Below are 22,666 nucleotides of genomic sequence, written 5' to 3'. Positions count from 1 at the left end.
GTAGCGAGTCTAACTGCGCTCTTACTGACAACTATGGAATACCAAGTGCATAAACACATTCGACTGGCATTCGTCATCGGCAGTTCCTTCGTGCTTTCTGCATGCGCCAACTTATCTGCAGGCAATCTATTTAGCCACTACAGCGCACAAAATAACGAACTGCATCAAAAGGTGAGAAGCGGAGACTATCAACAAGCTGAGACGTTACTACCTGAACAAGTTGCGGGAGATATTCTAGATAACTTTGAAAAAGGTCGAGTCTATTTACTCAACCAGCAATACGTTGAGAGTAAATCGGCGTTTGATGATAGTGATCGAGCTGTGCGAATTCAGCAAGATCAAGCAACAGTCTCTCTTTCTGAAAGTGCGATGAGCGTGGGCGCTTTAGCTGTTAATGACAATTTAAAAACGTATCACCCTGCCGATTATGAACTGGGCTTCTTGCATCTTTACCTAGGGCTTAATTACCTTAAAGACAACGATCTTGAAGGCGCGTTAATTGAGATGCGTCGAGCAAACCAAGTTCAAGAGCAAGCACGTAAAGATAGAGAGAAAGAGCTAGAGTCCGCTCAAAACCAAATGGAGCAGCAGGGCCTGACGCCAAATTTAGGTAGCATCTTGTCGAACTATCCAGATGCGGGTCAGAAATTGCAGGCCGTTCAAAATGGTTACTTACTCTATTTGTCGGCGTTGCTATATGAAGCGGATAGGGATTTAAACAGTGCTTATGTGGATTATCGACGCGCGTTAGCGGTCATGCCTGATAACCAACAAGTTATCGAAGGCACTAAGCGTGTTGCTAAGCGTTTAGGTATGCGAGAAGACCTAGCAAAACTGGAAAAACGTTACGGCAAAGCCAGCTATCTTACGCAAGGCAAAAGCCGCGTTATTGTGATCGATGAGCGTGGTGTTGTTGAAGCGATGCAAGGGTGGAAACAAGCTTTACCTCTATATGACAGTAGAGGAAATGGGGCTTGGTACAGTATTTCGTTACCCTACTATCCAGAAACGCGTGAGCAGAGTTTTGGCGCATTGTCTCTTAATAGCCAATCGCTTTCCGCGGATATGTTGAGTGATGTGAATTTAATGGCGAAGCAAGATCTCTCTGAGCGAATGCCTAACATCATCATTAGACAAGGCTTAAGAGTCTGGGCTAAAGACCGATTGAGAAAAGAAGCTGCACAGGGCGATGATGTCGGCAATTTGCTTTTCAACGTATGGAATACATTGACCGAGCAACCGGATACACGCAGTTGGCTGACGCTCCCAAGCGAGATTTACAGTTCGAGCGAGGTTGTTAAACCGGGTGAGCAGAGCATATTGCTCAACGGACAACCATATACATTTAACGTGGAGGCTGGGCGAACAGTGTTAGTTTGGCTCTCACGGCAAGGAAACAATGCCACGATTTGGCATAAACAGTTAGGAAACATACGATGAAAAAATGGCTTATTTCATTAGTGACAGTATTGGCCATCGTTGGCTGTGCAGACAATACCGCAGGGCTACGTATTGATGGCGCATCTCAAACGGTCATTTTTGGTGACAACGTATTAGCCGGGCGTTTGAAGATCGATGATATTTCAACGACTGAAGTTGATGGCAGAGCGCGTGGCGTAGTACGACTTGTGAGTCAATACACGGGTGATCAACACGTACAATATCGTTTCTATTGGTATGACGACCAAGGCTTAGAAGTGAACAACAAGCTAAGCCCATGGAGACAAGCAATTGTTCGAGGTACTGAAGAAATCTCAATTTCAGAAGTGTCGATCAATCCAAATGGAACTCAGTTCCGAGTTCAGATTCGTCAGCTAGATAACTAATTAAGTAGTAACAAAGGATAATTTTAAGGAACCGACAATGAAAAAAAGTGTAATTGCATTACTTGGTTTAGCGGTTGTATTGGGTGGTTGTTCAAACCAAGTGAGCTACGGGGACGCTCAAGCCGTTGAAACAACGACAATCGACTTTGGTTCAACAGACTTGCAAAAAATTGCCGGTGAAATGGTTGATAGCATGATGATGTCTGGCTCTGTCGCGGCCATCACGCGCGATTCTCGTCCAATTGTGTTTGTAGAACGAATCAAGAACAAAACCAGTGAACACATTGATACTGAATCTATCACAGACAGTATCAGCACTAAAATGCTGAACTCTGGTAAGTTCCGTTTTGTAGATATGGACCGTGTCGAGTCTGTTCGTGAACAACTGAACTTCCAAAACAACGATGAGCTTGTAAATCAGAGCACAGCAATTCAGTTTGGTAAGATGGTTGGTGCGCAGTACATGCTTTACGGCAACCTATCAAGCATTGCCAAGAACGCAGGTAGTGACAAAGACGTTTACTACAAGATGACAATGCGCTTAATGGATCTAGAAACAGGTCTTATTGAGTGGGCGGACGAGACTGAAATTCGCAAGCAAGAGTCTAAGAGCTTCTTAGGCCTATAATGAGTTAGAGAAGGAGTGAGCTATGGCGAGGATGTCTTGGAACGAAGCTTGTCATCTTGATCGTTCGTTATTGTCGTTAGACCACTTTTTCTCTATTCCTCCGGATTATGCACAGACGCTGACCGGAGGGCTCACAAATCGTTGCTGGAAAATCGTTACGACAGACAATAAGTCTTATGTGTGGCGCCCAGCAACGCACATCACCAAAGCGTTTTCCATTTCACGCTTTCAAGAATATCAAATCCTTTCGGCTATTGAACCAAGCCATCTCGCTCCCACAGCTATTCATATTAATGACCAAGGTCTGCTTGTCGACTGGATAGAAGGGACACCTCTGACGGATAGTTTGAGTTTTGATTCGTTACTTCACACCATGATTAGAATTCATGATTTAGATACTCAGCGTCTTCCTCTTGCCCCATTTAACTATACGGCCCGAGTGGATCATTATTGGATGTTATTATCTGATGAACTCAAAGTGGCAGCATACGCAGAAATCTATAATCGTTGGCGTACCGCTCCTAATCTGGCCGACGTGGGTTTATCTCTATGCCATTTTGACTTAGCAGGCTATAACATGGTGAAGACCGAGCAGGGCAACAAAGTCATCGATTGGGAATACGCTGCACTGGCTGACCCACGCCTAGATCTCACTCTTAGTATCGATGTGATGGATGAGAAACCTTTGGAATCCGTATATCGATACTGTCAATTACGTGGTATCGACGGCGTTGATGATTGGGTCGAGGGCGTGCTGGCTTGGAAACCAAGAGCGACAATGATGGCGATGCTATGGTACTTGTTGGCTTATCAGCTATGGGGAGATGAACAATATTTAACCCAAGCCGAAAAGCTTCAACAAGCATTTTGTAGCTAAGATCACTGTTTGATGCATCGGTAGAGGTTAACTCTAGTCTGTTGCTTTTAAACCTTATTTTTCGTGGTAGATTAAGCTCATAAGGATCAGGGGATTATACGATGATTATTTATTTACACGGTTTTGATTCAACCAGCCCAGGCAATCACGAAAAAGTGCTTCAACTGCAGTTTATTGATGATGATGTGCGTTTTATCAACTACAGCACGCTTCACCCTAAGCACGATATGCAGCACCTTCTCAAAGAAGTACATAAAGTGATTGAGCAATCAGACGACAAAGCGCCGATCATCTGTGGGGTAGGACTTGGTGGTTACTGGTCCGAAAGAATTGGTTTTTTATGCGGAATTAAGCAGGTTATCTTCAACCCTAACTTGCACCCAGCGCGTAATATGGAAGGTCGTATTGACCGTCCAGAGGAGTATGAAGATATCGCGACCAAATGTGTTTCTGAGTTCCGAACCAAAAACAAAGGCCGCTGTTTAGTGATTCTATCCAAAGACGATGAGATTCACGATAACAGCAAAACAGTCGCTGAATTAGAAGATTACTACGACATCATTTGGGATGAGACCCAGACTCACAAGTTTAAAAAAATCTCCCAGCATCTTCAGACAATGAAGGCATTCAAAAACGCGTAGTGGGTGTTGTCTCCGAATAGAATAGTGAAAGCGACGTTATTTATTAACGTCGCTTTTTTATTGTTCAATCCAGTCAAAATCCTTACAACTTTAAATGAGATCAGCGCATTCTTTAGTTGCGAAGCACATTTTGCCCTATATAATGAGTTCACTATAAATTTTTTGATAAATATCAAAAAAAATTGAGAGTGAGTGAAAAGCTTACCCATTATTAACTGATCTTGTTGCAGATTAGTGCTTAGCCATAAGGCTTTATTATCCAATAAGCGTGTCGTATTTCGAACAACACCTCTACCAGTGTGTGCTCTATAGATAGAAGCTGACTGAATAAAAAAGAACCAAATTTTATCGATGTGGTTTTTAGCCATGTTGAAACACATTTATTAACTTTTTTGAGGAATGTAGCTGTGACACGAATTATCGTAGTAGGCGGCGGCGCAGGCGGCCTTGAGCTTGTGACTAAACTTGGCCGTACTTTGGGCCGTAAAGGTCGTGCAAAAGTGACTTTGGTTGACCGCAAGGCGAGTCACCTTTGGAAGCCACTTTTGCACGAAGTCGCAACAGGTTCACTTGATGAAGGTGTGGATGCTTTAAGCTACCGCGCTCATGCTAAAAACCACCACTTTGACTTCCAAATGGGTAGCCTTGAAGACATCGACCGTGAACGTAAAGTGATTAAGCTGCGTGAACTGAAAGATGAAAATGGCGAGCTGCTAATGCCTAGTCGTGAACTCGATTACGACATTTTGGTGATGTCTATCGGTTCAACATCGAATGATTTTAATACTCCAGGTGTTCGCGAGAACTGTATCTTCTTAGATAGCCCTGAGCAGGCTCATCGCTTCCGCACTGAAATGAACAATCAGTTCCTTAAACTGCACGCTAAAAATGGTAATGGTACAGTAGATATCGCGATTGTGGGTGCTGGTGCGACTGGTGTAGAGCTTTCAGCTGAACTGCACAATGCGGTGAAAGAGCTGCGTACCTATGGCTTTGGCGATCTTGATTCAAGCAAACTGAACGTAAACCTTGTTGAAGCGGGTGAACGTATTCTTCCAGCACTGCCACCACGTATTTCTGGTGCAGCGCACCAAGAGCTAACTAAGCTTGGCGTTAATGTTCGCACAGCCACTATGGTGACACAGGCGGATAAAGATGGCTTGGTGACTAAAGATGGTGAGAAGATCCCTGCACAAATCATGGTGTGGGCAGCAGGCATCAAGGCTCCAGACTTTATTAAAGATATTGCCGGCCTTGAGACTAACCGCATTAACCAGTTGGTCGTGAAAGATACGCTGCAAACCACTCGTGATGACGATATTTTCGTGATTGGTGATTTGGCTCAGTGTACTCAAGCAGATGGCTCATTTGTGCCACCACGCGCTCAAGCCGCACACCAGATGTCGAGCTGTGCTTTCTCGAATATCGTTGCTAAGTTGAACGGTCGTGACATGAAATCTTATGTCTACAAAGATAAGGGCTCATTGGTCTCTCTAAGCCGTTTCTCTACGGTAGGTAGCTTAATGGGTAACCTAACTAAGGGCTCAATGATGGTTGAAGGTCGTATCGCACGCGTGGTGTATATCTCGCTGTATCGCCTACATCAGATGGCTTTGCATGGTATGTTCAAAACGGGTTTGATTATCCTGATGGGACGCATCAACCGTGTACTTCGTCCTAACCTGAAGTTGCACTAATACTGGTTTGAATCGAAGACAAAAAAGAGCGCTAAGGCGCTCTTTTTTATTGTGGCTCTTTTCATTTAGGAATGATGGAGTAAACCAAGCCTGTTTTGGGTTTACCATTGTAGAGAAAGCGGTTTTCCGCGCGTGATTCAAACTTTCCTCCACATCGTTCAATCAATTTCTGGCTCGCCTGATTATTGGGATCGCAGACAATCTCGATGCGGGTAAGTTTTAGCACGTCAAAGCAAAATTCGACTAAGGCGTTAACGGCCTTACTACCGTGTCCCTGTCCTTGATGAGCATCGCCAATCCAATAGCCAATACTCGCCATGTTGAAGGTGTGATATATCTCATTAATCGCAACCATTCCGAGCAATTGATCTGAATGACGGCAAAACACGCCAAAACCGTACGCTTGCGCTTTAACCCAATTCAGTCGGGTAGCAAGGATGAACCTTTCCGCATCGTCGGTTGAGAAGTCAGGTTGGCACCAATCAATCCATTGGTGGAGGCTAGGGGAGTTGCACACGCAATCGCGTAAGATCTCTGCCTCTTCGCTATCAATTAAGCGTAAGTTAAGATCTTTTGTGATGATTTGATAACTAGGCGTCATAAAAAGAGAGCCCTCTATTGAGGGCTCAGACCTTTATTGATTAACTCGGCGTACTTGAATGATCATGCCAAGAAGTGGGTGATCTAAGTAGTGAGTTTCTGTGCTGCGCATACGACGCTTTTGGTCTAGGCGGTAGCTTTTTAGGAACTCTTCTGCACGCACAGTTGGCGTGACATCTTCCATTAAGCCGACTTGTACCACTTGGTCGTCGCTGCTGAGTTCTTGATCGAGTACTTCCGGCTTGTTTTCCTCGATAATTACGTCACGAACGCTTGGTGCTTTAAGGTCGAGCTCAACGTCTGCATACAAATAATGCTCAACGTAGATCTGCAATTTACCATCTAGTTGATAAAGCGCTTTAGGAATCGACTCTTCTTGAATCCCTTCAAGTGCTTGAGTGCCACTGTTACTGCCAATCATGGAGCCGTCTTGATTAAACTTGTTTGAAAAATCCTTGCCGGCTTGGATATGAAACGTTGGTGCACCAAAGCGGCCTTGATCGCCTTGACGCCAAGCTTTGTGCATTAAAACTTGAAAGCCAGCATGACGTCTTAGCTTTTCAACCTCACCATTTAGCTTATACGCAGAGTAAGGCAGCATTTGGACACCCTTCTTCGAACGGTAATTGGTGTCCGAAAAAGAGCCTGCTCGTTCAAGATCGATTTTAGGTAAGTCATTTGGCCATGACTCAGCTGTTTTCTCTGCGTCGACGGCACGCTTAAAAATGATCACTTCGATATCGAATTGGCGCTGCGCCATAGAGGGCATGGCAACTAACATTAGCAACAGCGGGATCAGTTTTTTCATTACAACTCCATCAAGAGGCACTTGGTGCCTCAAATTAAATATTTTGAACAATCAGGCTTTTGGTAATAGATTTTGCTGGAACTCGCCCAGTATGTCATTAACAAATTGTATGCGTTTGCGTCTATCAACCAATGGTATCGTAAACTTGAACTTAGTTGGTCCATCCATTGCGAATTTTTGTGGCTGAGATTGCAATAGTTTAACCAAATACATAGGGTTAATGTCAGCATCTGGATAGAATTCGATAAAGCCACCCTTGTCATGCGCTTCAATCTTTTTCACTTTCAGTGCAGCGGCTTCTAATTTTAACTGAGCGACGGAAAGCAAATTCTTCGTGGCGTCAGGTAACAAGCCAAATCGGTCAATCAGCTCAATCTTCAGCTCACCCAGCTCTTGTTCACTGCTGACGCTAGCAATCTGTTTATACATAGATAAGCGCGTATTGATATCTGGGATATAGTCATCAGGTAATAGAGCAGGTAGACGCATCTCGACTTCGGTTTGGTCACGCAGTAGCTCATCCAGTGAAGGCTCTTTACCCTCTTTCAGTGCTTCTACTGCTTGCTCTAACATTTCCATATATAGAGTAAAGCCGACCGATTGAATCTGACCACTTTGTTCGTCACCCAACAATTCACCCGCACCACGAATCTCTAAATCATGGGTTGCCAAGGTAAAGCCCGCGCCTAAGTCCTCTAATGAAGCGATCGCATCGAGACGTTTAATCGCATCTTTAGTCATAGCCTTAGGATGCGGAGTCATCAAGTAAGCGTATGCTTGGTGGTGTGAACGACCCACGCGGCCACGAAGTTGGTGCAACTGCGCCAGGCCTAAGTTATCTGCGCGATCCATGATGATGGTGTTAGCGGTTGGAACATCGATACCCGTTTCAATAATCGTGGTACAAACCAGTAGGTTAAATCGCTGGTGGTAGAAATCGTTCATGATGCGCTCAAGCTCACGCTCGCGCATCTGACCATGGGCAACCGTAACTCGTGCTTCAGGCACGAGCTTTTCCAGATCCGCCGCGACTTTTTCGATGGTATCAACTTGGTTGTGCAGGAAGTAGACCTGACCACCACGCATGATTTCACGCAATACCGCTTCGCGAACTACAGCGTCATCACTCTGGCGAACAAAGGTCTTAATGGCTAAGCGTCTTGCTGGTGGCGTTGCAATAATCGATAAGTCTCGCATACCACTCATCGCCATATTCAAGGTTCTAGGAATAGGCGTTGCGGTTAAAGTTAAGATATCGACGTCGGCGCGCATGGCTTTCATCTTCTCTTTTTGACGAACTCCGAAGCGGTGTTCTTCATCGACAATCAGTAGGCCTAAATCTTTAAACTTGATGTCATTCGACAGTAGCTTATGGGTGCCAACGACTAAGTCGACTTTACCTTCTTCGATATCTTGTAAGACTTGCTTTTGTTCTTTGGCGGTTTTAAAGCGTGAGAGTACTTCGACTCGGATAGGTAAGTTAGCGAATCTATCACGGAAGTTTTCAAAGTGTTGTTGGGCAAGCAGGGTTGTCGGTACTAACACAGCAACTTGCTTACCGTTGTCGGTGGCAACAAACGCAGCGCGCATTGCCACTTCGGTTTTACCAAAGCCCACATCACCACATACCAGACGATCCATTGCTTTCGCTTGGCACATATCCGACATAACAGCGTTGATCGCCATCGATTGATCATCAGTTTCTTCGAATGGGAAGCCCGCTTTGAATGTTGCGTATTGGCCACGATCCAACTCAAACTTGTAACCAGGTTTGAGCTCTCGTTTGGCATACACGTCAAGCAGCTCTGCCGCGACATCTCGCACTTTTTCCGCCGCTTTACGGCGCGCTTTAGCCCAAGCTTCACCGCCAAGTTTATGGATCGGAGCGCCATCTTCAGCGCCGCCAGAGTAACGGCTGATAAGGTTTAAAGACGCAACAGGTACATACAGTTTGGCTTCATTTTGATACTCAAGCGTCACGTATTCTGTGATCATGCCGCCTGCTTCTAGCGTTTGCAGGCCAGTATAGCGCCCAATGCCGTGGTCGATATGCACCACAGGCTGACCTGGCTGAAGTTCGGCAAGGTTGCGAATAACCGCATCGCTATTGGTTGCTTTGCGATCTTTGCGTCTGCGCTGGATGACGCGGTCACCAAGGATATCGCTTTCACAGATAAAGGCGACTTGATCGCTGCCAAAGATAAAACCATGTTCTGCTGCACCGAGCACGAGGCTAAACTTATTGGCGCTATTTAAGGCTTGATCCAAACAGCCAAATTCTTCTGGGCGCAATTTGATTCTTTGCAGTAGTTCAAGAAGCGCTTCACGGCGCCCTTCAGATTCTACCGAAAAGACAATTTTGCCAGGGAATGATTCACTGAACTGGCGCAGTGCTGCCATCGGCTCTTTGTTTTGATGCTGGACGGCCAAATCAGGTAGCGGCGATAAGTCAGGGTTACTGCGACCTTGTTTTTCGGTTACCGGTTCAACAAACAGCTGCACCTGAGGTAGCTGTTTAAAGTGGCTAAATAGCTGGTCCTTCTTTAGCCATAGTTCTTCTGGCGGTAACAGCGGACGTAAAGGATCGACCTTACGTTGGTCGTAGCGGTAATCGACATCCGTTAAGAAGGTATCGGTCGACTCTTCGATATTGCCAACCGTCAGCAACTGGCTGTCTTCAGGAATGTAATCAAATAAGGTTTCTGTTTGTTCAAAAAACAGCGGCTGCCAGTATTCAATACCCGCTGGCCATGTGCCCTTTGAAACTTGCATGTAAACTGATTCTGGCTCTCTGCGAGCTTCAAAGCGTTGACGCCAGCGGATACGGAAGTCTTCAATTGCACTTTCGGAGGTAGGGAATTCGTGTGCAGGAAGCAGTCGTATTTCTTTCGTATCCTCGATTGAACGTTGGTTCTCAGGGTCAAACGTGCGGATGGTATCAATCTCGTCATCGAAGAAATCAATACGGAACGGGTCTTTCGAGCCCATTGGGAACAAATCAAGAATGGAGCCGCGACTTGCATACTCACCGGGGCCAAATACTTGGTCAACATGGCGATAGCCCGACTTTTCGAGTTGAATGCGCAGTTTCTCCAGCGAGAAAAGATCGCCGACTTTGACCATCAGCGTATGCTGCATTAAGTAGTCACGCGGGGATTGACGCTGAAGTAGCGTGCCCACTGGAACGATAGTAATGCCACTGGTTTGAGTCGGCAGTTGATACAGACGTGAAATACGGTCTGAGATAATCTCTTGGTGTGGAGAGAAACTGTCGTAAGGCAGCGTTTCCCAATCAGGAAACAGTGATACTTCTTGAGTGGTGAACTGTTCGATTTCCTGTAATAGCTTTAAGGCTGTTTGAGGGTCGGGAACTGCGAGTAGAGTGTGTGCACCATGGTTTGCAGCAAGCTCTGAAATAGCGATAGCTAAGCTTGACCCATGCAGGTTTCCGATCTGTTTCTTGTCTCCAGCACCTTGGGCACCGGCGAGATTAAATAAAGATGTGTTAGGCATAGTATTTGATTATTTCTCGCGGTTAAGCGAACGCTGACGTAATAACTTTTGTTGCTGGAAAAGAGCGGCTTTGATAAGTAGGTCTTGGTCGAGATCTCTGAGCAAATCGTATTTAACCGTAATTAGCTTTTTATCGCTTTGGTCTTCGATGTGGGCAATGTGTCCATAGCAATAAATGGCTGCCGCAGGGTGCTCTAAAAACAGTTTAACTCGAACTTTTGTCTCAATATCGATAGCGTGCTGGCTGTAGTAACTGAATTGGCTTGCACCAAACGAATGAGTTTGGTGGCGCAGTGATGGGTCATCTTGCTGCGAAAGCATAAATGTTAGCAGTAGGTTGAGCTTAGAGTTTTGCGTATCAAGCAGTTGGATTACGTGTTTGAAATCGTTGTTTTTCAGCTCGGCGCGCGCACTATCATTAAGCATGTCTAAGTGGCTAAATTCACTTGCGACGATGAACGGCGCAGGGATTTCACCTTCAAAATTGTCGTAGCTTGGAAAGTGTTCACCTTCCGCTAATGGCTCAACATTCACCGTCATCGTGTGGTTCACGGTGAAAAATTCTTGGTCTGACATGCTCGATTCCTTCTTTATATAGTTTTGATTATCGTTATACCTGACAAGGAATCAAGGTATCCCTTTGTTTATTACATAATTTAACGACTAATTGGCAATTAAACACTACACCCAAGGCAATTTAATCGGTAGAGTAACCTCATTAATTAGGTCTTAAGACTCTAACTTTGGTTTCTACTATGTTTCATCCAGTCTCTACCTTTATCGGGTTGCGCTACTTAAGAGGGCGATCCGGTGATAGGTTTAGTCGCTTTGTCTCTTATATGTCGACAGCGGGTATCACGATCGGTGTGATGTCTTTAGTTACGGTTTTGTCCGTCATGAATGGCTTTGAAGCTCAGCTTAAAGGCCGAATCTTAGGCGTTCTGCCACAGGCGATTGTGTCTCAAACCGATGGTAAGACGGAGCGCTTAGAACAAGCCCCTGAGTTTATTCGCCAACTGTCTGATGCCGCGCATCCTGAACCGATTGTTCAAAGCGAAGCGGTATTGCAAAGCGCAAGTCAATTAAGCGCAGGTCTACTGATTGGCATTAAGCCGTCTGAACATGACCCTATTGAACAGCATCTCATTGCGGGTAGGTTAGAGAATCTACAAGCGGGCAAATACCAGATTTTTATTGGTCACACCTTGGCGCGTTCTTTAGATGTCTCTATTGGTGATAAAGTCCGATTGATGGTGACCAGTGCGAGTCAGTTTACTCCTCTTGGCCGTATACCAAGTCAGCGATTATTTACTGTTGCGGGCATCTACAATACGGGCTCGGATGTTGATGGACAGTTAATGCTGACGCACATTCAAGACGCTGGAAAACTGATGCGATTGAAGCCGGATACCATGACAGGTTGGCGTCTGTTCTTTAATGATCCATTTGTAGTGGCTGATTTAAGTGAGCAACCTTTACCTCAGGGTTGGCAATGGCAAGATTGGCGTGACCAACGTGGTGAACTGTTTCAAGCGGTGCGAATGGAAAAGAACATGATGGGTCTTATGTTGGGTCTGATCATTGGCGTTGCAGCTTTCAATATTATCTCAGCCCTGATAATGGTGGTGATGGAAAAACAGTCGGAAGTCGCTATCTTGAAAACCCAAGGTATGAGTGACAGACAAGTGTTGGCTATTTTCATGGTGCAAGGTGCTAGCAGCGGGGTTATAGGCGCTGTTATTGGTGGAGCTCTTGGTGTAGCACTAGCAAGTAATCTAAATGCGATTTTAGAAGCAGCTGGTGTGGCGCTGTTTTCTGTTGGCGGAGAACTGCCCGTGTTGATTAACCCAATCCAAATTACGATTGTTGTGGTTATGGCGATTGCGCTGAGCCTGATTGCAACGCTATTCCCGTCTTACCGCGCATCTTCTGTAAAACCAGCCGAGGCTTTGAGATATGAGTAACCTTCTACAGTGTCATAACGTTTGTAAAACGTATCGAGAGGGTGCATTTGATACTCAAGTATTAAAGGGTGTGAGTTTTGGACTTCAGCGTGCTGAGCTGGCCTCAATTATTGGTAGCTCTGGCTCAGGTAAGAGTACGTTACTGCATATTTTGGGCGCACTTGATGAAGCAACAGAAGGGCATGTGACGTTTCTCGATCAAGACTTATCTAAATTGAGTTCAAACAAGCAGGCAAAATTACGCAATCAGCATTTAGGCTTCGTTTATCAGTTTCACCATTTGTTATCTGACTTTAGTGCAGTCGAAAACGTGGCGATGCCGCTTCTGATTGGTGGTACCAAAGTCGCGGCAGCGAAACAGGCTGCAAAGGCACTGCTTGATAAAGTAGGCCTGACTCATCGTTTGGACCATCGCCCATCTGAACTGTCTGGTGGTGAACGTCAGCGTGTCGCTATCGCGCGTGCGTTGGTGAATAACCCGGCACTGGTACTGGCCGATGAGCCGACAGGTAATTTAGACCATAAGACAGCACTGGCGATTTATGATCTGATGCGTGAACTAAACCAAGAATCGCAAACGGCTTTTCTTGTCGTTACGCACGATGGTGAGTTGGCGTCGAAAATGGACCGTCAACTGCACATGCAAGATGGTTTACTGCTGAATATTGAGGAGGCATAAGTGTTCTCTTCACTATCTCACTTTATTGCTCGCCGTTTTAGCCGCGGTAAGCAACGTAACAAGATGGTGTCGTTTATCTCGATGTCGTCAACGATTGGGATTGCCGTGGGTGTCGCGGTGATCATCATTGGTTTATCTGCGATGAATGGCTTTGAGCGCGAATTGAATAATCGAGTGCTGTCAGTCATATCACACGGCGAGTTCGAAGGCGTAAGAGGGCCGCTTGTTGAGTGGCAACAGGTTGTTACTCAAGCGGAAAAACACCCTAAAATCGAAGCGGCTGCCCCATACGTTAAGCTCACGGCATTGGCTGAAAAAGGCGCGCAACTTAAAGCGATTGAAGTTAGAGGCATAGACCCTGAGCAAGAAGGGCGCGTATCGAGTTTAAGTGACTTTATTGACCCAAGTGTATGGGCATCCTTTAAGCCAGGTGAGCAGCAAGCCATTTTAGGTAAGGGTGTTGCTGACTTGCTTGGCGTAAAAAAAGGTGATTACCTGACGCTGATGATTCCCACTGGTGGTGCGACAACAAAAGTTCAAGCGCCTAAGCGTGTACGAGTCAAAGTTGAGGGCCTATTAACATTGAATGGGCAGATTGATCATAACTTAGCCTTGATTCCTCTGGCTGATGCGCAGAGCTATGCCAAGTTAGGGCAAGGGGTAAGTGGTGTAGCAGTTAAAGTCACGGACGTATTAGAAGCAACACAGATTGTAAGGGAAGCAGGCAATACCCTAAGTGTGTATGTCTACTTGCGCAGTTGGCAGCAGAAGTATGGCTTCCTTTATCGTGATATTCAGCTAGTGCGAACCATTATGTATTTGGTGATGGTACTGGTGATTGGTGTTGCGAGCTTTAATATCGTTTCTACGCTGATGATGGCGGTAAAAGATCGCGCAGCTGAGATCGCCATTCTGCGTACGATGGGGGCAAGTGATGGTCTTGTTAAGCGTATCTTTGTTTGGCAAGGCGTTTTCTCTGGTGCTTTCGGTAGTATTGTCGGCAGTGTCATCGGCGTGCTTGTTGCGCTTAATTTGACCCCAATGATTTCTGCTCTAGAAAACCTGATAGGTCATAAGTTTTTATCCGGTGATATCTACTTTGTCGATTTTTTACCGTCGCAAATTGAGCCATTAGATGTCGCGGTGGTTTCAATCACAGCCATCGTGCTTAGCTTGTTGGCAACCTGGTATCCAGCTTCTCGCGCGAGTAAGCTCAACCCAGCAGCGGTGTTAAGTTCTAAATAACACTGGCTTATAAATACAAAAAAAGGACCGTCAGGTCCTTTTTTCATTTCTGTCTTACAGTGTTGTTTCATCAATGCGTTATTTTCGCTGTGACAACACCATCGCCATTTTACTTCTTCAGTAGGCCTCTTATTCTGATCTGACGTTTTTGCCAGCTACGCACAACGGAATAACGCCACAGAGCTTTTATTCCAAAGTAACCAAGCATTGCCGATACTACGCCGCAGATTAAGCATCCCAATAGGAATGGAGGCCCAATAGCACTCATCTGATGCAGGATAAATTCCCAAGATAGCTCAAAGTGGAAATGCTGCGGCGGGACATTCATTGCCCAAGCTCCCACTTTGTAGGCGAAATAGAACAGGACAGGCATGGTCACAGGGTTACTCACCCACACTAGGGCAACAGATAGCGGCAAGTTAACCCCACAGGCAATTGCAAGCCCTGCGGACATGATCATCTGGCTAGGCAGTGGAACAAAAGCCATGAATAGGCCTACGGCGAAAGCACCCGCTGCTGAGCGTCGGTTAAGGCACCACAAGTTTGGGTTATAAAGCACGTTGCCAAAAATCTTTAGTGCCTTTTGACGCTTAATCACTTCGTGGTCAGGCATAAAGCGTTGGATGAATTTTCTTGGCATAAGGAAATATGACTCTCTACTTAAATTATTGGTCGCTGATTTCGTTTTCGTTGTTGATCGTCACTAGCCCATATTGGCCAATCATGCCCGATTGGAAATATCTAATCATTCCTTGCATCTTGATAGCCGTATCCATCAAGTATAGGCAAGTGAGATATTGTGTTGGAGCAGCATTCGCGTGCATTGTCATATTTATGCATGGCAACTTGCTGCAACAGCAAACAGAAAAACTTTTTAAAGCAGGTCAGGATATTACCATAATCGCTGACGTTGACAGCCTTTTTAAACCAATAAACCGAGGCTTTCAAGGCAGAGTTATAGTTAGATCAATCAATGGCCAATCCTTGAGCACTTTTCTACAACCTAAGATCACGCTTAAAGCCCCGCTATTATTTCAACTAGGTGATACCGTAGCGGCTAAAGTATCACTCAAACCAATCACAGGTTTACTTAATGAAGTCGGTTTTGACGCTGAAACCTACGCTTTATCACGTTCTGTAGTAGGTCATGGCACCATCAAAAATCGTGAGAGTTTTTATCTAGTCAGTACAGGTTCGATAAGAGGATCGGCACTAGAAAAATTTAATCGCCATACGGAACAGTTAGAAAATCGGGACCTATTACTCGCTTTGATGTTCGGTGTACGAGATGAACTGAGTGTGGAGCGATGGAGAAAGTTACAACAGAGCGGATTAAGTCATCTGATTGCTATTTCTGGTTTGCATATTGGCATTGCGTTTGGAATTGGGTGGTTCTTGGGAAGAGGTTTTCTAAGAGCTCACTGGACGATGACTTACGCCCCGATGTTATGTGGGTTGGCATTTTCGATAGGTTACGCGTGGCTGGCAGGTTTTTCGATTCCTACGCAGCGCGCGATGTTAATGTGCATTGTCTTGTGCCTAGTACAACAGTTTTCCGGTCACCTTTCTTATCGTTATAAGTGGCTATTGGTTCTTTCCATACTGCTTGCCATTGAGCCTTTTTGGGTTGTCAGTAGCAGCTTATGGTTATCAATGTCCGCCGTTGGGTTTGTTTTCTTATTTCTCTCAGTCACTAAAAGGTTACAGTCGACATGGCTGAAGGCTATTAAGCTTCAGGCCTTGATTGTATTGCTTATGCTTCCAGTAACGGCGCTTCTTTTTCATGGCGTGAGTGTCAGTGCCTTTGTTTATAACCTGATATTTGTGCCTTGGTTTACCCTGATTGTAGTCCCGTTACTCTTTTGTGCTTTCAGTGTTAGCTATCTCAATATCAATACAGAGGCGCTATGGTCAATAGCGGACTTTAGTTTAACTCCCGTCACATGGGCAATAGATTATGCGCGGTGGGGCTGGCTCGACCTGTCATATTTTGAAGTTAAATGGTTAGGTGTATTGGTTGTCGTGCTGCTGGTTTACCAAGTTTTCAACCGTTATGGGAGCGCGGCGCTGTTAGTTGTATTTGTTGTTTGTGATACTCGATGGCAGAAGCTACCACTATGGGAGATGAGCGTATTTGATGTTGGCCATGGATTAGCCGTTGCGATAAGACAAAACAAGCGCGTTATGCTCTATGACACTGGGGCTGCGTGGGGAACGTCGAGTATTGCTGAGCAAATCATTTCTCCCTACCTAATTAAATCGGGAGCAAACAAAGTCGACTATTTGTTACTCAGTCATATGGACAACGATCATGCTGGTGGCTGGCAGTGGTTGGTCGATAGGTGGCAGCCTGAATCTATCATCACCAGCCAAGTCGATGTAGGCGGAGTAGGGTGTGTCAAAGGGCAACGCTTTACTTGGTATGATTTTACGCTAGAAGTGCTATGGCCGATGAAACAGGTAACTAGGGCTTATAACCCGCACTCTTGTGTCGTGAGCGTCACCCATCAGTTCGCCCCACATAAAGTGTTACTCACTGGAGATATAGAAAATATTGCTGAATGGATGTTAATTCGCGATGAAGACAAGCTTGATTCTGACGTTGTTATTGTTCCTCATCATGGTAGTAGAACCTCTTCTATCGCGAAGTTTGTTGAACAGGTGAGCCCGTCACTGGCGATCGCCTCTACAGCGAAAGGTGGTCGATGGGATTTACCTAATCCAGAGGTGGTCGAGCGATACCGAAATCAAGGTGCGGAGTGGGCCGACACGGGCAGCTCAGGGCAAATAACGGTGAAGTTTTATTCAGATAGTTTCAAAGTGGTGCGACTACGAGATATCAAAGGCGGGAGTTGGTATAGGCATATGCTGCGTAAGGGAGTAGAATAGCCGCAATATTGTAAAAGAAAAATAAGCACTTCTATGTCATTGAATCAAGACGAAACGACTTGGCAAACGTTCAAGCGCCTGTGGACTTATATCCGTTTATACAAAGCAGGTCTGGCGGTTGCAGTTGTTGCACTGATTGTTAACGCGATTGCTGACACTTACATGGTTTCACTACTAAAGCCGCTTTTAGATGAAGGTTTTGGTAATGCTGAATCCAACTTTCTTCGAGTTCTTCCTATCATCATTTTCGGTATGATGATTGTCCGCGGACTGAGCGGATTTGTCTCAACCTACTGCTTAAGCTGGGTATCTGGCAACGTTGTTATGCAGATGAGACGAGCTATCTTTAACCAGTTTATGCATATGCCGGTCTCTTATTTTGATAAAGAGTCTGCTGGTGGCCTTCTTTCTCGAATTACTTACGATTCTGAACAAGTGGCTGGCGCGACAAGTCGCGCGTTAGTGAGTATTGTACGTGAAGGTGCAAGTATTATCGGCCTGTTGGTGTTGATGTTCTGGAACAGCTGGCAGTTGTCTATTGTGCTATTCGTTATTGCACCGCTAGTAGCTTGGGGTATCAGTGTTGTTTCTAAGCGATTCCGTAAGATCTCTAAGAATATGCAAGAAGCGATGGGTCATGTGACGTCATCAGCGGAGCAAATGCTGAAAGGGCATAAAGTCGTCTTGAGCTACGGCGGTCAGAATGTGGAACGTGAACGTTTTGATAGCGTGAGCAATCAAATGCGTCAGCAATCAATGAAGTTAGTCGCGGCTCAAGCTATCGCTAACCCAGTGATTCAGGTGATTGCTTCGATTGCACTAGTGGCAGTGCTATTTTTAGCCAGCGTTGACTCTATCCGCGCTGAGCTAACTCCAGGTACTTTCACGGTTGTATTCTCAGCAATGTTTGGTTTGATGCGCCCGCTTAAAGCCCTAACCAATGTTACTTCTGACTTCCAACGTGGTATGGCGGCGAGCCAAACGCTGTTTGCACTGATGGATCTGGAAACAGAGCAAGACAACGGCAAGCTAGAATCTGACAAAGTTCGTGGTGAGATCGCGGTTAAGAACGTGACGTTCACTTACGAAGGCAAAGAAAAACCTGCATTAAGTGATATCAGCTTTAATATTCCGCAAGGTAAAACCGTCGCCCTTGTTGGCCGTTCAGGCTCAGGTAAGAGTACCATTGCAAACCTGTTTACCCGTTTCTACGATGTCGATTCCGGCTCAATTTGTTTAGATGATGCTGACGTAAGAGATTACACACTAGGTAACTTGCGTACGCATTTCGCACTTGTTTCGCAAAACGTCCACTTATTTAACGATACCATTGCCAACAACATCGCTTATGCTGCGACAGAGCAGTTTAGTCGTGAACAGATTGAACATGCAGCGCGCTTAGCTCATGCAATGGACTTTGTTGATAATATGGATGATGGGTTAGATACCGTGATTGGCGAAAACGGCGCCAGCCTATCTGGTGGTCAACGTCAACGTATCGCCATTGCGCGTGCACTATTGCGTGATGCGCCTGTGCTGATTCTAGATGAAGCGACGTCGGCTCTTGATACTGAATCAGAGAAAGCGATTCAAGCTGCATTGGATGAGTTGCAGAAAGACAAGACGGTACTGGTTATCGCACACCGATTATCGACGATTGAAAATGCCGATGAAATTTTGGTTGTGGATGACGGTGAAATCGTTGAGCGCGGCAATCATGCGGAGCTAATCAAGCAAGATGGCGCCTATGCTCAGCTGCATCGAATTCAATTTGGTGCTTAGTCTTGATTGAGAAAATTTGGTTTGAAAACCACCCAATCAAATATTTACTGTGGCCATTCTTATGGCCACTTAGTGTTTTGTTTGGATGGGTGAGCAGAAACCGTCGCCGCCAATATCAAACAGGCAAGAAAACGTCATATCGCCCGCCAGTACCAGTCATCGTAGTCGGTAATATTACCGCGGGTGGCAATGGTAAAACGCCTGTGGTGATTTGGTTGGTCGAGAAACTGCAACAGCTCGGCTATAAACCAGGTGTCGTATCACGTGGCTACGGTGCCAAAGCGCCTTGTTACCCATTAATAGTTGAAGCCGAGACTTCGCCAAAGCATTGCGGCGATGAGCCTAAACTGATTTATAAGCGCACTGGCGCTCCAGTATCAGTCTCACCTGTTCGCAGTGATGCCGTTAAGGCGCTGCTGAAGCAGGATGTGGATATTATTATCACCGATGACGGCCTTCAGCATTACGCGCTGGAGCGAGATATTGAGATTGTGGTGATTGATGGCAAACGTCGATTTGGTAATGAGTGCTTAATTCCGCTTGGGCCATTGAGAGAGCAGGTTGACCGCTTATCTGAAGTGGACTTGCTGATTACCAATGGCGGACAAGCGCTGGGTAATGAAGCCAGTATGTCATTAGTCCCGACACATGCAGTGAACTTATTGACTGGTGAACGACAAGCAGTGACAGAACTAAAAGAGGGATTGGTTGCGATGGCTGGTATTGGTCACCCACCTAGATTCTTCAATACTCTGACTCAGCTTGGTGCGACGCCCGTGGTTGCACAAGGTTTCGCTGACCATAAAGATTTTGAACCGTCACAGTTAGATGCGTTAGCCGCACAAGGTAAGCACCTAATTATGACTGAAAAAGACGCAGTAAAATGCGCACATTACGCCAAAGAGAATTGGTGGTATCTACCGGTGAATGCCGAGTTTAGTGCTACTGATGAAGTGCGTATTTTAGATAAGATTAAAGAGGTTAAGGAAAAGTATGGATCACCGTCTACTTGAGATTGTTGCCTGTCCGGTATGTAAAGGAAAGCTAACCTTTGATAAGGACAAGCAGGAGCTAGTTTGTAAGTTAGATCGTTTAGCTTATCCGATTAAAGAAGGTATCCCTGTATTGTTAGAGCCAGAAGCTCGCAAGATCAGCATGGACGAGGGTAGATAATGTCATTCACTGTTGTTATTCCTGCGCGTTACCAGTCGACTCGACTGCCGGGTAAACCTCTTGCGGATATTGGTGGTAAACCAATGATTCAATGGGTTTACGAGCAAGCCATTCAAGCAGGAGCTGACCAAGTAATCATCGCGACGGATGACAATCGTGTAGAACAAGCCGTTAAAGCGTTTGGCGGTCAAGTTTGTATGACTTCACCTGATCACGAATCAGGTACCGAGCGACTAGCTGAAGTTGTTGAGAAAATGGCCATTGCTGATGATCATATTATCGTTAATGTCCAAGGCGATGAGCCGTTAATTCCACCGTCAATCATTACTCAAGTCGCTGAAAACTTGGCAAATAGCCAAGCACCAATGGCTACATTGGCGGTAGAAATTAGTGATGAAGCGGAAGTGTTTAATCCAAATGCGGTTAAAGTACTTACCGATAAAGATGGCTATGCGATGTATTTCAGCCGTGCAACTATCCCTTGGGATCGAGACAACTTCGCCCAGCAAGATAAAAAGATTGCTCAGCCATTAATGCGTCATATTGGTATCTACGCTTATCGTGCAGGCTTTATTAACACTTATATTAACTGGGAGCCGACGGCGCTTGAGAAAATTGAGTGTTTAGAGCAGTTGCGTGTACTTTGGTATGGTGAAAAGATCCATGTTGAAGTTGCGAAACAGGCACCAGCCGCTGGTGTTGATACACCGGAAGACTTAGAGGTCGTTCGTAGTATCATCGCTAAGCGATAAATGAATAAAAAGGCCCTCTGAGGGCCTTTTTTGTTTAGCTATCGGGTTAAATCTTCGCGTCATAATCGCCGCGTTTGGGGCAAGTGGTTAAGATTTCCCGTCTTCCGGTCTCCTTGACCTCCTCTAGAATGACATCAAAACCCCATAAACGATATAGGTGCTTCAATACCTCATCGTAGCTATCATCGAGTGGAATACGATCATGAGGAACATATTGCAGGGTTAGCGAGCGGTCGCCGCGGACATCGACATTGAACACCTGAATGTTCGGTTCTAGATTACTTAAATTGTACTGCGCCGCTAACTTTTCTCTAATCGCTCGATAGCCACTCTCATCATGAATTGCACTGACTTCGATATAATTTTTTCGATCATCATCGACGATGGCAAACAGCTTAAAATCACGCATTAACTTCGGAGACAAGTATTGGCTGATGAAGCTCTCATCTTTGAAGTTTTTCATCGCAAAATGCACCGCTTCTAGCCAGTCAGTGCCTGCAAGGTCAGGGAACCATTCTCTGTCTTCATCGGTAGGCTCCTCGCAGATACGTCTGATATCGCGGAACATTGCAAAGCCCAAAGCATAAGGGTTAATACCGCTAAAATAAGGGCTGTTATAAGCAGGTTGTGCGACGACGCCTGTGTGGCTGTGTAGAAACTCAAGAATAAACCGGTCGGTGACTAGCCCTTCGTCATATAAGTGGTTAAGAATGGTGTAGTGCCAATAGGTCGCCCAACCTTCGTTCATTACCTGAGTCTGTTTTTGCGGATAAAAGTATTGGCTAATTTTACGTACGATACGCACGATTTCACGTTGCCATGACTCAAGTAATGGGGCATGTTTTTCGATGAAATAGAGAATGTTTTCTTGCGGCTCGGATGGAAAGCGCACCTTTTGATTTTCCGGTTCAACTTTAGATTTCGGAACGGTTCGCCATAGGTCATTTACCTGTGACTGTAAGTAAGCCTCACGCTCTTCTTGTCTCGATTTCTCTTCTGCAATTGAGATTTTCTCTGGTCGCTTGTAGCGGTCGACACCAAAATTCATTAAAGCGTGGCAAGAGTCGAGTAAGTTTTCGACTTCTTGGACGCCATATTTTTGTTCGCATTCAGCGATGTAGTTCTTGGCAAACAATAGATAGTCAATAATGGAACTAGCGTCTGTCCATGTTTGGAATAGGTAATTACCCTTAAAGAAGGAATTATGACCATAGCAAGCGTGTGCCATTACCAACGCTTGCATAGTGACGGTGTTCTCTTCCATTAAGTAAGCGATACATGGGTCAGAGTTGATCACAATCTCATACGCTAGGCCCATCTGACCGTGTTTGTAGCCCTGTTCAGTTTGAATAAATTTCTTACCAAATGACCAGTGGTTGTAGTTAATTGGCATACCAATACTTGAATAGGCGTCCATCATTTGTTCAGACGTGATGACTTCTATCTGGTTGGGGTAAGCGTCCAATTTATAATGTTCAGCGACTCGTTTGATTTCAACGTGGTAGCGCTCTAGCAGATCGAATGTCCAATCTGGTCCGTCAGGTAGTGCTTTGGATTTGGTTGGCTTTTTGGTTTTTGTTGTCATATCGGCC

General features: G+C 45.4%; 20 protein-coding genes. 14 read left to right on the top strand and 6 right to left on the bottom strand.

What is annotated here, in order from left to right:
- The first annotated feature begins 45 nt into the window (after window positions 1–45).
- From ELS82_RS01025 to ELS82_RS01000, 6 genes are all read left to right on the top strand, one after another.
- A complete protein-coding gene (locus tag ELS82_RS01025; protein WP_134833814.1) occupies window positions 46–1,440 on the top strand; it encodes a COG3014 family protein in 1,395 nt (464 codons plus the stop codon).
- A complete protein-coding gene (locus tag ELS82_RS01020; protein ID WP_134833813.1) occupies window positions 1,437–1,826 on the top strand; it encodes a YcfL family putative periplasmic lipoprotein in 390 nt (129 codons plus the stop codon). The genes ELS82_RS01025 and ELS82_RS01020 overlap by 4 nt, the downstream gene beginning before the upstream one ends.
- A gap of 37 nt (window positions 1,827–1,863) precedes the next feature.
- Complete coding sequence (gene lpoB / locus ELS82_RS01015) at window positions 1,864–2,454, top strand: penicillin-binding protein activator LpoB (RefSeq protein ID WP_006878798.1); 591 nt, start codon at window positions 1,864–1,866, stop codon at window positions 2,452–2,454.
- Window positions 2,455–2,476: 22 nt separating this feature from the next.
- A complete protein-coding gene (locus ELS82_RS01010) occupies window positions 2,477–3,331 on the top strand; it encodes a phosphotransferase (protein ID WP_134833812.1) in 855 nt (284 codons plus the stop codon).
- A gap of 101 nt (window positions 3,332–3,432) precedes the next feature.
- Complete coding sequence (gene ycfP / locus ELS82_RS01005; RefSeq protein ID WP_134833811.1) at window positions 3,433–3,972, top strand: alpha/beta hydrolase YcfP; 540 nt, start codon at window positions 3,433–3,435, stop codon at window positions 3,970–3,972.
- Between the two features lie 407 nt (window positions 3,973–4,379).
- Window positions 4,380–5,669: an NAD(P)/FAD-dependent oxidoreductase gene (locus ELS82_RS01000; RefSeq protein ID WP_134833810.1), complete on the top strand. Its 1,290-nt coding sequence runs from the start codon at window positions 4,380–4,382 to the stop codon at window positions 5,667–5,669.
- A gap of 61 nt (window positions 5,670–5,730) precedes the next feature.
- Here ELS82_RS01000 and ELS82_RS00995 read toward each other — a convergent pair whose 3' ends face one another.
- From ELS82_RS00995 to ELS82_RS00980, 4 genes are read right to left on the bottom strand one after another with little or no spacing between them, the layout of a single operon-like run.
- Window positions 5,731–6,270: a GNAT family N-acetyltransferase gene (locus tag ELS82_RS00995; RefSeq protein ID WP_134833809.1), complete on the bottom strand. Its 540-nt coding sequence runs from the start codon at window positions 6,268–6,270 to the stop codon at window positions 5,731–5,733.
- A 33-nt stretch (window positions 6,271–6,303) separates the two neighbouring features.
- Window positions 6,304–7,077, bottom strand: a complete 774-nt coding sequence (locus tag ELS82_RS00990) for a peptidoglycan binding protein CsiV (RefSeq protein ID WP_134833808.1) — start codon at window positions 7,075–7,077, stop codon at window positions 6,304–6,306.
- 51 nt (window positions 7,078–7,128) lie between these two features.
- On the bottom strand, window positions 7,129–10,590 hold the full coding sequence (mfd, locus tag ELS82_RS00985; protein ID WP_134833807.1) for a transcription-repair coupling factor: 3,462 nt from the start codon (window positions 10,588–10,590) through the stop codon (window positions 7,129–7,131).
- Between the two features lie 9 nt (window positions 10,591–10,599).
- The gene (locus ELS82_RS00980; RefSeq protein ID WP_134833806.1) at window positions 10,600–11,166 is read right to left on the bottom strand and encodes a PilZ domain-containing protein; all 567 of its coding nucleotides are present in this window, start codon (window positions 11,164–11,166) and stop codon (window positions 10,600–10,602) included.
- Window positions 11,167–11,345: 179 nt separating this feature from the next.
- Here ELS82_RS00980 and lolC point away from each other — a divergent pair, with 179 nt between their 5' ends.
- The 3 genes from lolC to lolE are packed head-to-tail and all read left to right on the top strand — an operon-like array spanning window position 11,346 to window position 14,478.
- Entirely contained in the window at window positions 11,346–12,554 is a 1,209-nt protein-coding gene (gene lolC / locus ELS82_RS00975) for a lipoprotein-releasing ABC transporter permease subunit LolC (protein ID WP_167489174.1), read from the top strand.
- The gene (lolD, locus tag ELS82_RS00970; RefSeq protein ID WP_134833804.1) at window positions 12,547–13,233 is read left to right on the top strand and encodes a lipoprotein-releasing ABC transporter ATP-binding protein LolD; all 687 of its coding nucleotides are present in this window, start codon (window positions 12,547–12,549) and stop codon (window positions 13,231–13,233) included. Before lolC ends, lolD begins: the two co-directional genes overlap by 8 nt.
- Complete coding sequence (lolE, locus tag ELS82_RS00965) at window positions 13,234–14,478, top strand: lipoprotein-releasing ABC transporter permease subunit LolE (RefSeq protein ID WP_134833803.1); 1,245 nt, start codon at window positions 13,234–13,236, stop codon at window positions 14,476–14,478.
- 109 nt (window positions 14,479–14,587) lie between these two features.
- Here lolE and ELS82_RS00960 read toward each other — a convergent pair whose 3' ends face one another.
- Window positions 14,588–15,118, bottom strand: coding sequence for a DUF2062 domain-containing protein (locus ELS82_RS00960; protein WP_134833802.1), 531 nt, complete (start codon window positions 15,116–15,118; stop codon window positions 14,588–14,590).
- Between the two features lie 8 nt (window positions 15,119–15,126).
- Between ELS82_RS00960 and ELS82_RS00955 the strand changes: the two genes are divergently transcribed.
- From ELS82_RS00955 to kdsB, 5 genes are read left to right on the top strand one after another with little or no spacing between them, the layout of a single operon-like run.
- The gene (locus tag ELS82_RS00955; RefSeq protein WP_134833801.1) at window positions 15,127–17,367 is read left to right on the top strand and encodes a DNA internalization-related competence protein ComEC/Rec2; all 2,241 of its coding nucleotides are present in this window, start codon (window positions 15,127–15,129) and stop codon (window positions 17,365–17,367) included.
- Between the two features lie 33 nt (window positions 17,368–17,400).
- Window positions 17,401–19,149 carry a lipid A ABC transporter ATP-binding protein/permease MsbA gene (gene msbA / locus ELS82_RS00950; RefSeq protein WP_134833800.1) on the top strand — a complete coding sequence of 583 codons (1,749 nt, stop codon included), beginning with the start codon at window positions 17,401–17,403 and terminating at the stop codon, window positions 19,147–19,149.
- A gap of 2 nt (window positions 19,150–19,151) precedes the next feature.
- The gene (gene lpxK / locus ELS82_RS00945) at window positions 19,152–20,162 is read left to right on the top strand and encodes a tetraacyldisaccharide 4'-kinase (protein ID WP_134833799.1); all 1,011 of its coding nucleotides are present in this window, start codon (window positions 19,152–19,154) and stop codon (window positions 20,160–20,162) included.
- Window positions 20,143–20,322, top strand: coding sequence for a Trm112 family protein (locus tag ELS82_RS00940; RefSeq protein ID WP_053438189.1), 180 nt, complete (start codon window positions 20,143–20,145; stop codon window positions 20,320–20,322). Before lpxK ends, ELS82_RS00940 begins: the two co-directional genes overlap by 20 nt.
- Window positions 20,322–21,074, top strand: coding sequence for a 3-deoxy-manno-octulosonate cytidylyltransferase (gene kdsB / locus ELS82_RS00935; RefSeq protein WP_134833798.1), 753 nt, complete (start codon window positions 20,322–20,324; stop codon window positions 21,072–21,074). Before ELS82_RS00940 ends, kdsB begins: the two co-directional genes overlap by 1 nt.
- A 46-nt stretch (window positions 21,075–21,120) precedes the next feature.
- Here the strand turns inward: kdsB and ELS82_RS00930 are convergent, their stop codons facing one another.
- Window positions 21,121–22,659 (bottom strand): SpoVR family protein, encoded by a 1,539-nt coding sequence (locus ELS82_RS00930; protein ID WP_134833797.1) that lies wholly within the window; start codon window positions 22,657–22,659, stop codon window positions 21,121–21,123.
- Between the last annotated feature and the right edge of the window lie 7 nt (window positions 22,660–22,666).

The sequence above is a fragment of the Vibrio ouci genome (assembly GCF_004551525.1).
Classification (GTDB): domain Bacteria; phylum Pseudomonadota; class Gammaproteobacteria; order Enterobacterales; family Vibrionaceae; genus Vibrio; species Vibrio ouci.
The sequence above is the reverse complement of the archived record's forward strand: the minus strand, read 5'-3'. Positions and strand labels throughout refer to the sequence as shown.

Bases quoted from the DNA above. Each gene is read 5' to 3' on its own strand.
- ELS82_RS01020 (WP_134833813.1), top strand. From the start codon at position 1,437: ATGAAAAAATGGCTTATTTCATTAGTGACAGTATTGGCCATCGTTGGC.
- lpoB (WP_006878798.1), top strand. From the start codon at position 1,864: ATGAAAAAAAGTGTAATTGCATTACTTGGTTTAGCGGTTGTATTGGGT.
- ELS82_RS01010 (WP_134833812.1), top strand. From the start codon at position 2,477: ATGGCGAGGATGTCTTGGAACGAAGCTTGTCATCTTGATCGTTCGTTA.
- ycfP (WP_134833811.1), top strand. From the start codon at position 3,433: ATGATTATTTATTTACACGGTTTTGATTCAACCAGCCCAGGCAATCAC.
- ELS82_RS00995 (WP_134833809.1), bottom strand. From the start codon at position 6,270: ATGACGCCTAGTTATCAAATCATCACAAAAGATCTTAACTTACGCTTA.
- ELS82_RS00990 (WP_134833808.1), bottom strand. From the start codon at position 7,077: ATGAAAAAACTGATCCCGCTGTTGCTAATGTTAGTTGCCATGCCCTCT.
- mfd (WP_134833807.1), bottom strand. From the start codon at position 10,590: ATGCCTAACACATCTTTATTTAATCTCGCCGGTGCCCAAGGTGCTGGA.
- ELS82_RS00980 (WP_134833806.1), bottom strand. From the start codon at position 11,166: ATGTCAGACCAAGAATTTTTCACCGTGAACCACACGATGACGGTGAAT.
- lolC (WP_167489174.1), top strand. From the start codon at position 11,346: ATGTTTCATCCAGTCTCTACCTTTATCGGGTTGCGCTACTTAAGAGGG.
- lolD (WP_134833804.1), top strand. From the start codon at position 12,547: ATGAGTAACCTTCTACAGTGTCATAACGTTTGTAAAACGTATCGAGAG.
- ELS82_RS00960 (WP_134833802.1), bottom strand. From the start codon at position 15,118: ATGCCAAGAAAATTCATCCAACGCTTTATGCCTGACCACGAAGTGATT.
- ELS82_RS00955 (WP_134833801.1), top strand. From the start codon at position 15,127: ATGACTCTCTACTTAAATTATTGGTCGCTGATTTCGTTTTCGTTGTTG.
- msbA (WP_134833800.1), top strand. From the start codon at position 17,401: ATGTCATTGAATCAAGACGAAACGACTTGGCAAACGTTCAAGCGCCTG.
- ELS82_RS00940 (WP_053438189.1), top strand. From the start codon at position 20,143: ATGGATCACCGTCTACTTGAGATTGTTGCCTGTCCGGTATGTAAAGGA.
- kdsB (WP_134833798.1), top strand. From the start codon at position 20,322: ATGTCATTCACTGTTGTTATTCCTGCGCGTTACCAGTCGACTCGACTG.
- ELS82_RS00930 (WP_134833797.1), bottom strand. From the start codon at position 22,659: ATGACAACAAAAACCAAAAAGCCAACCAAATCCAAAGCACTACCTGAC.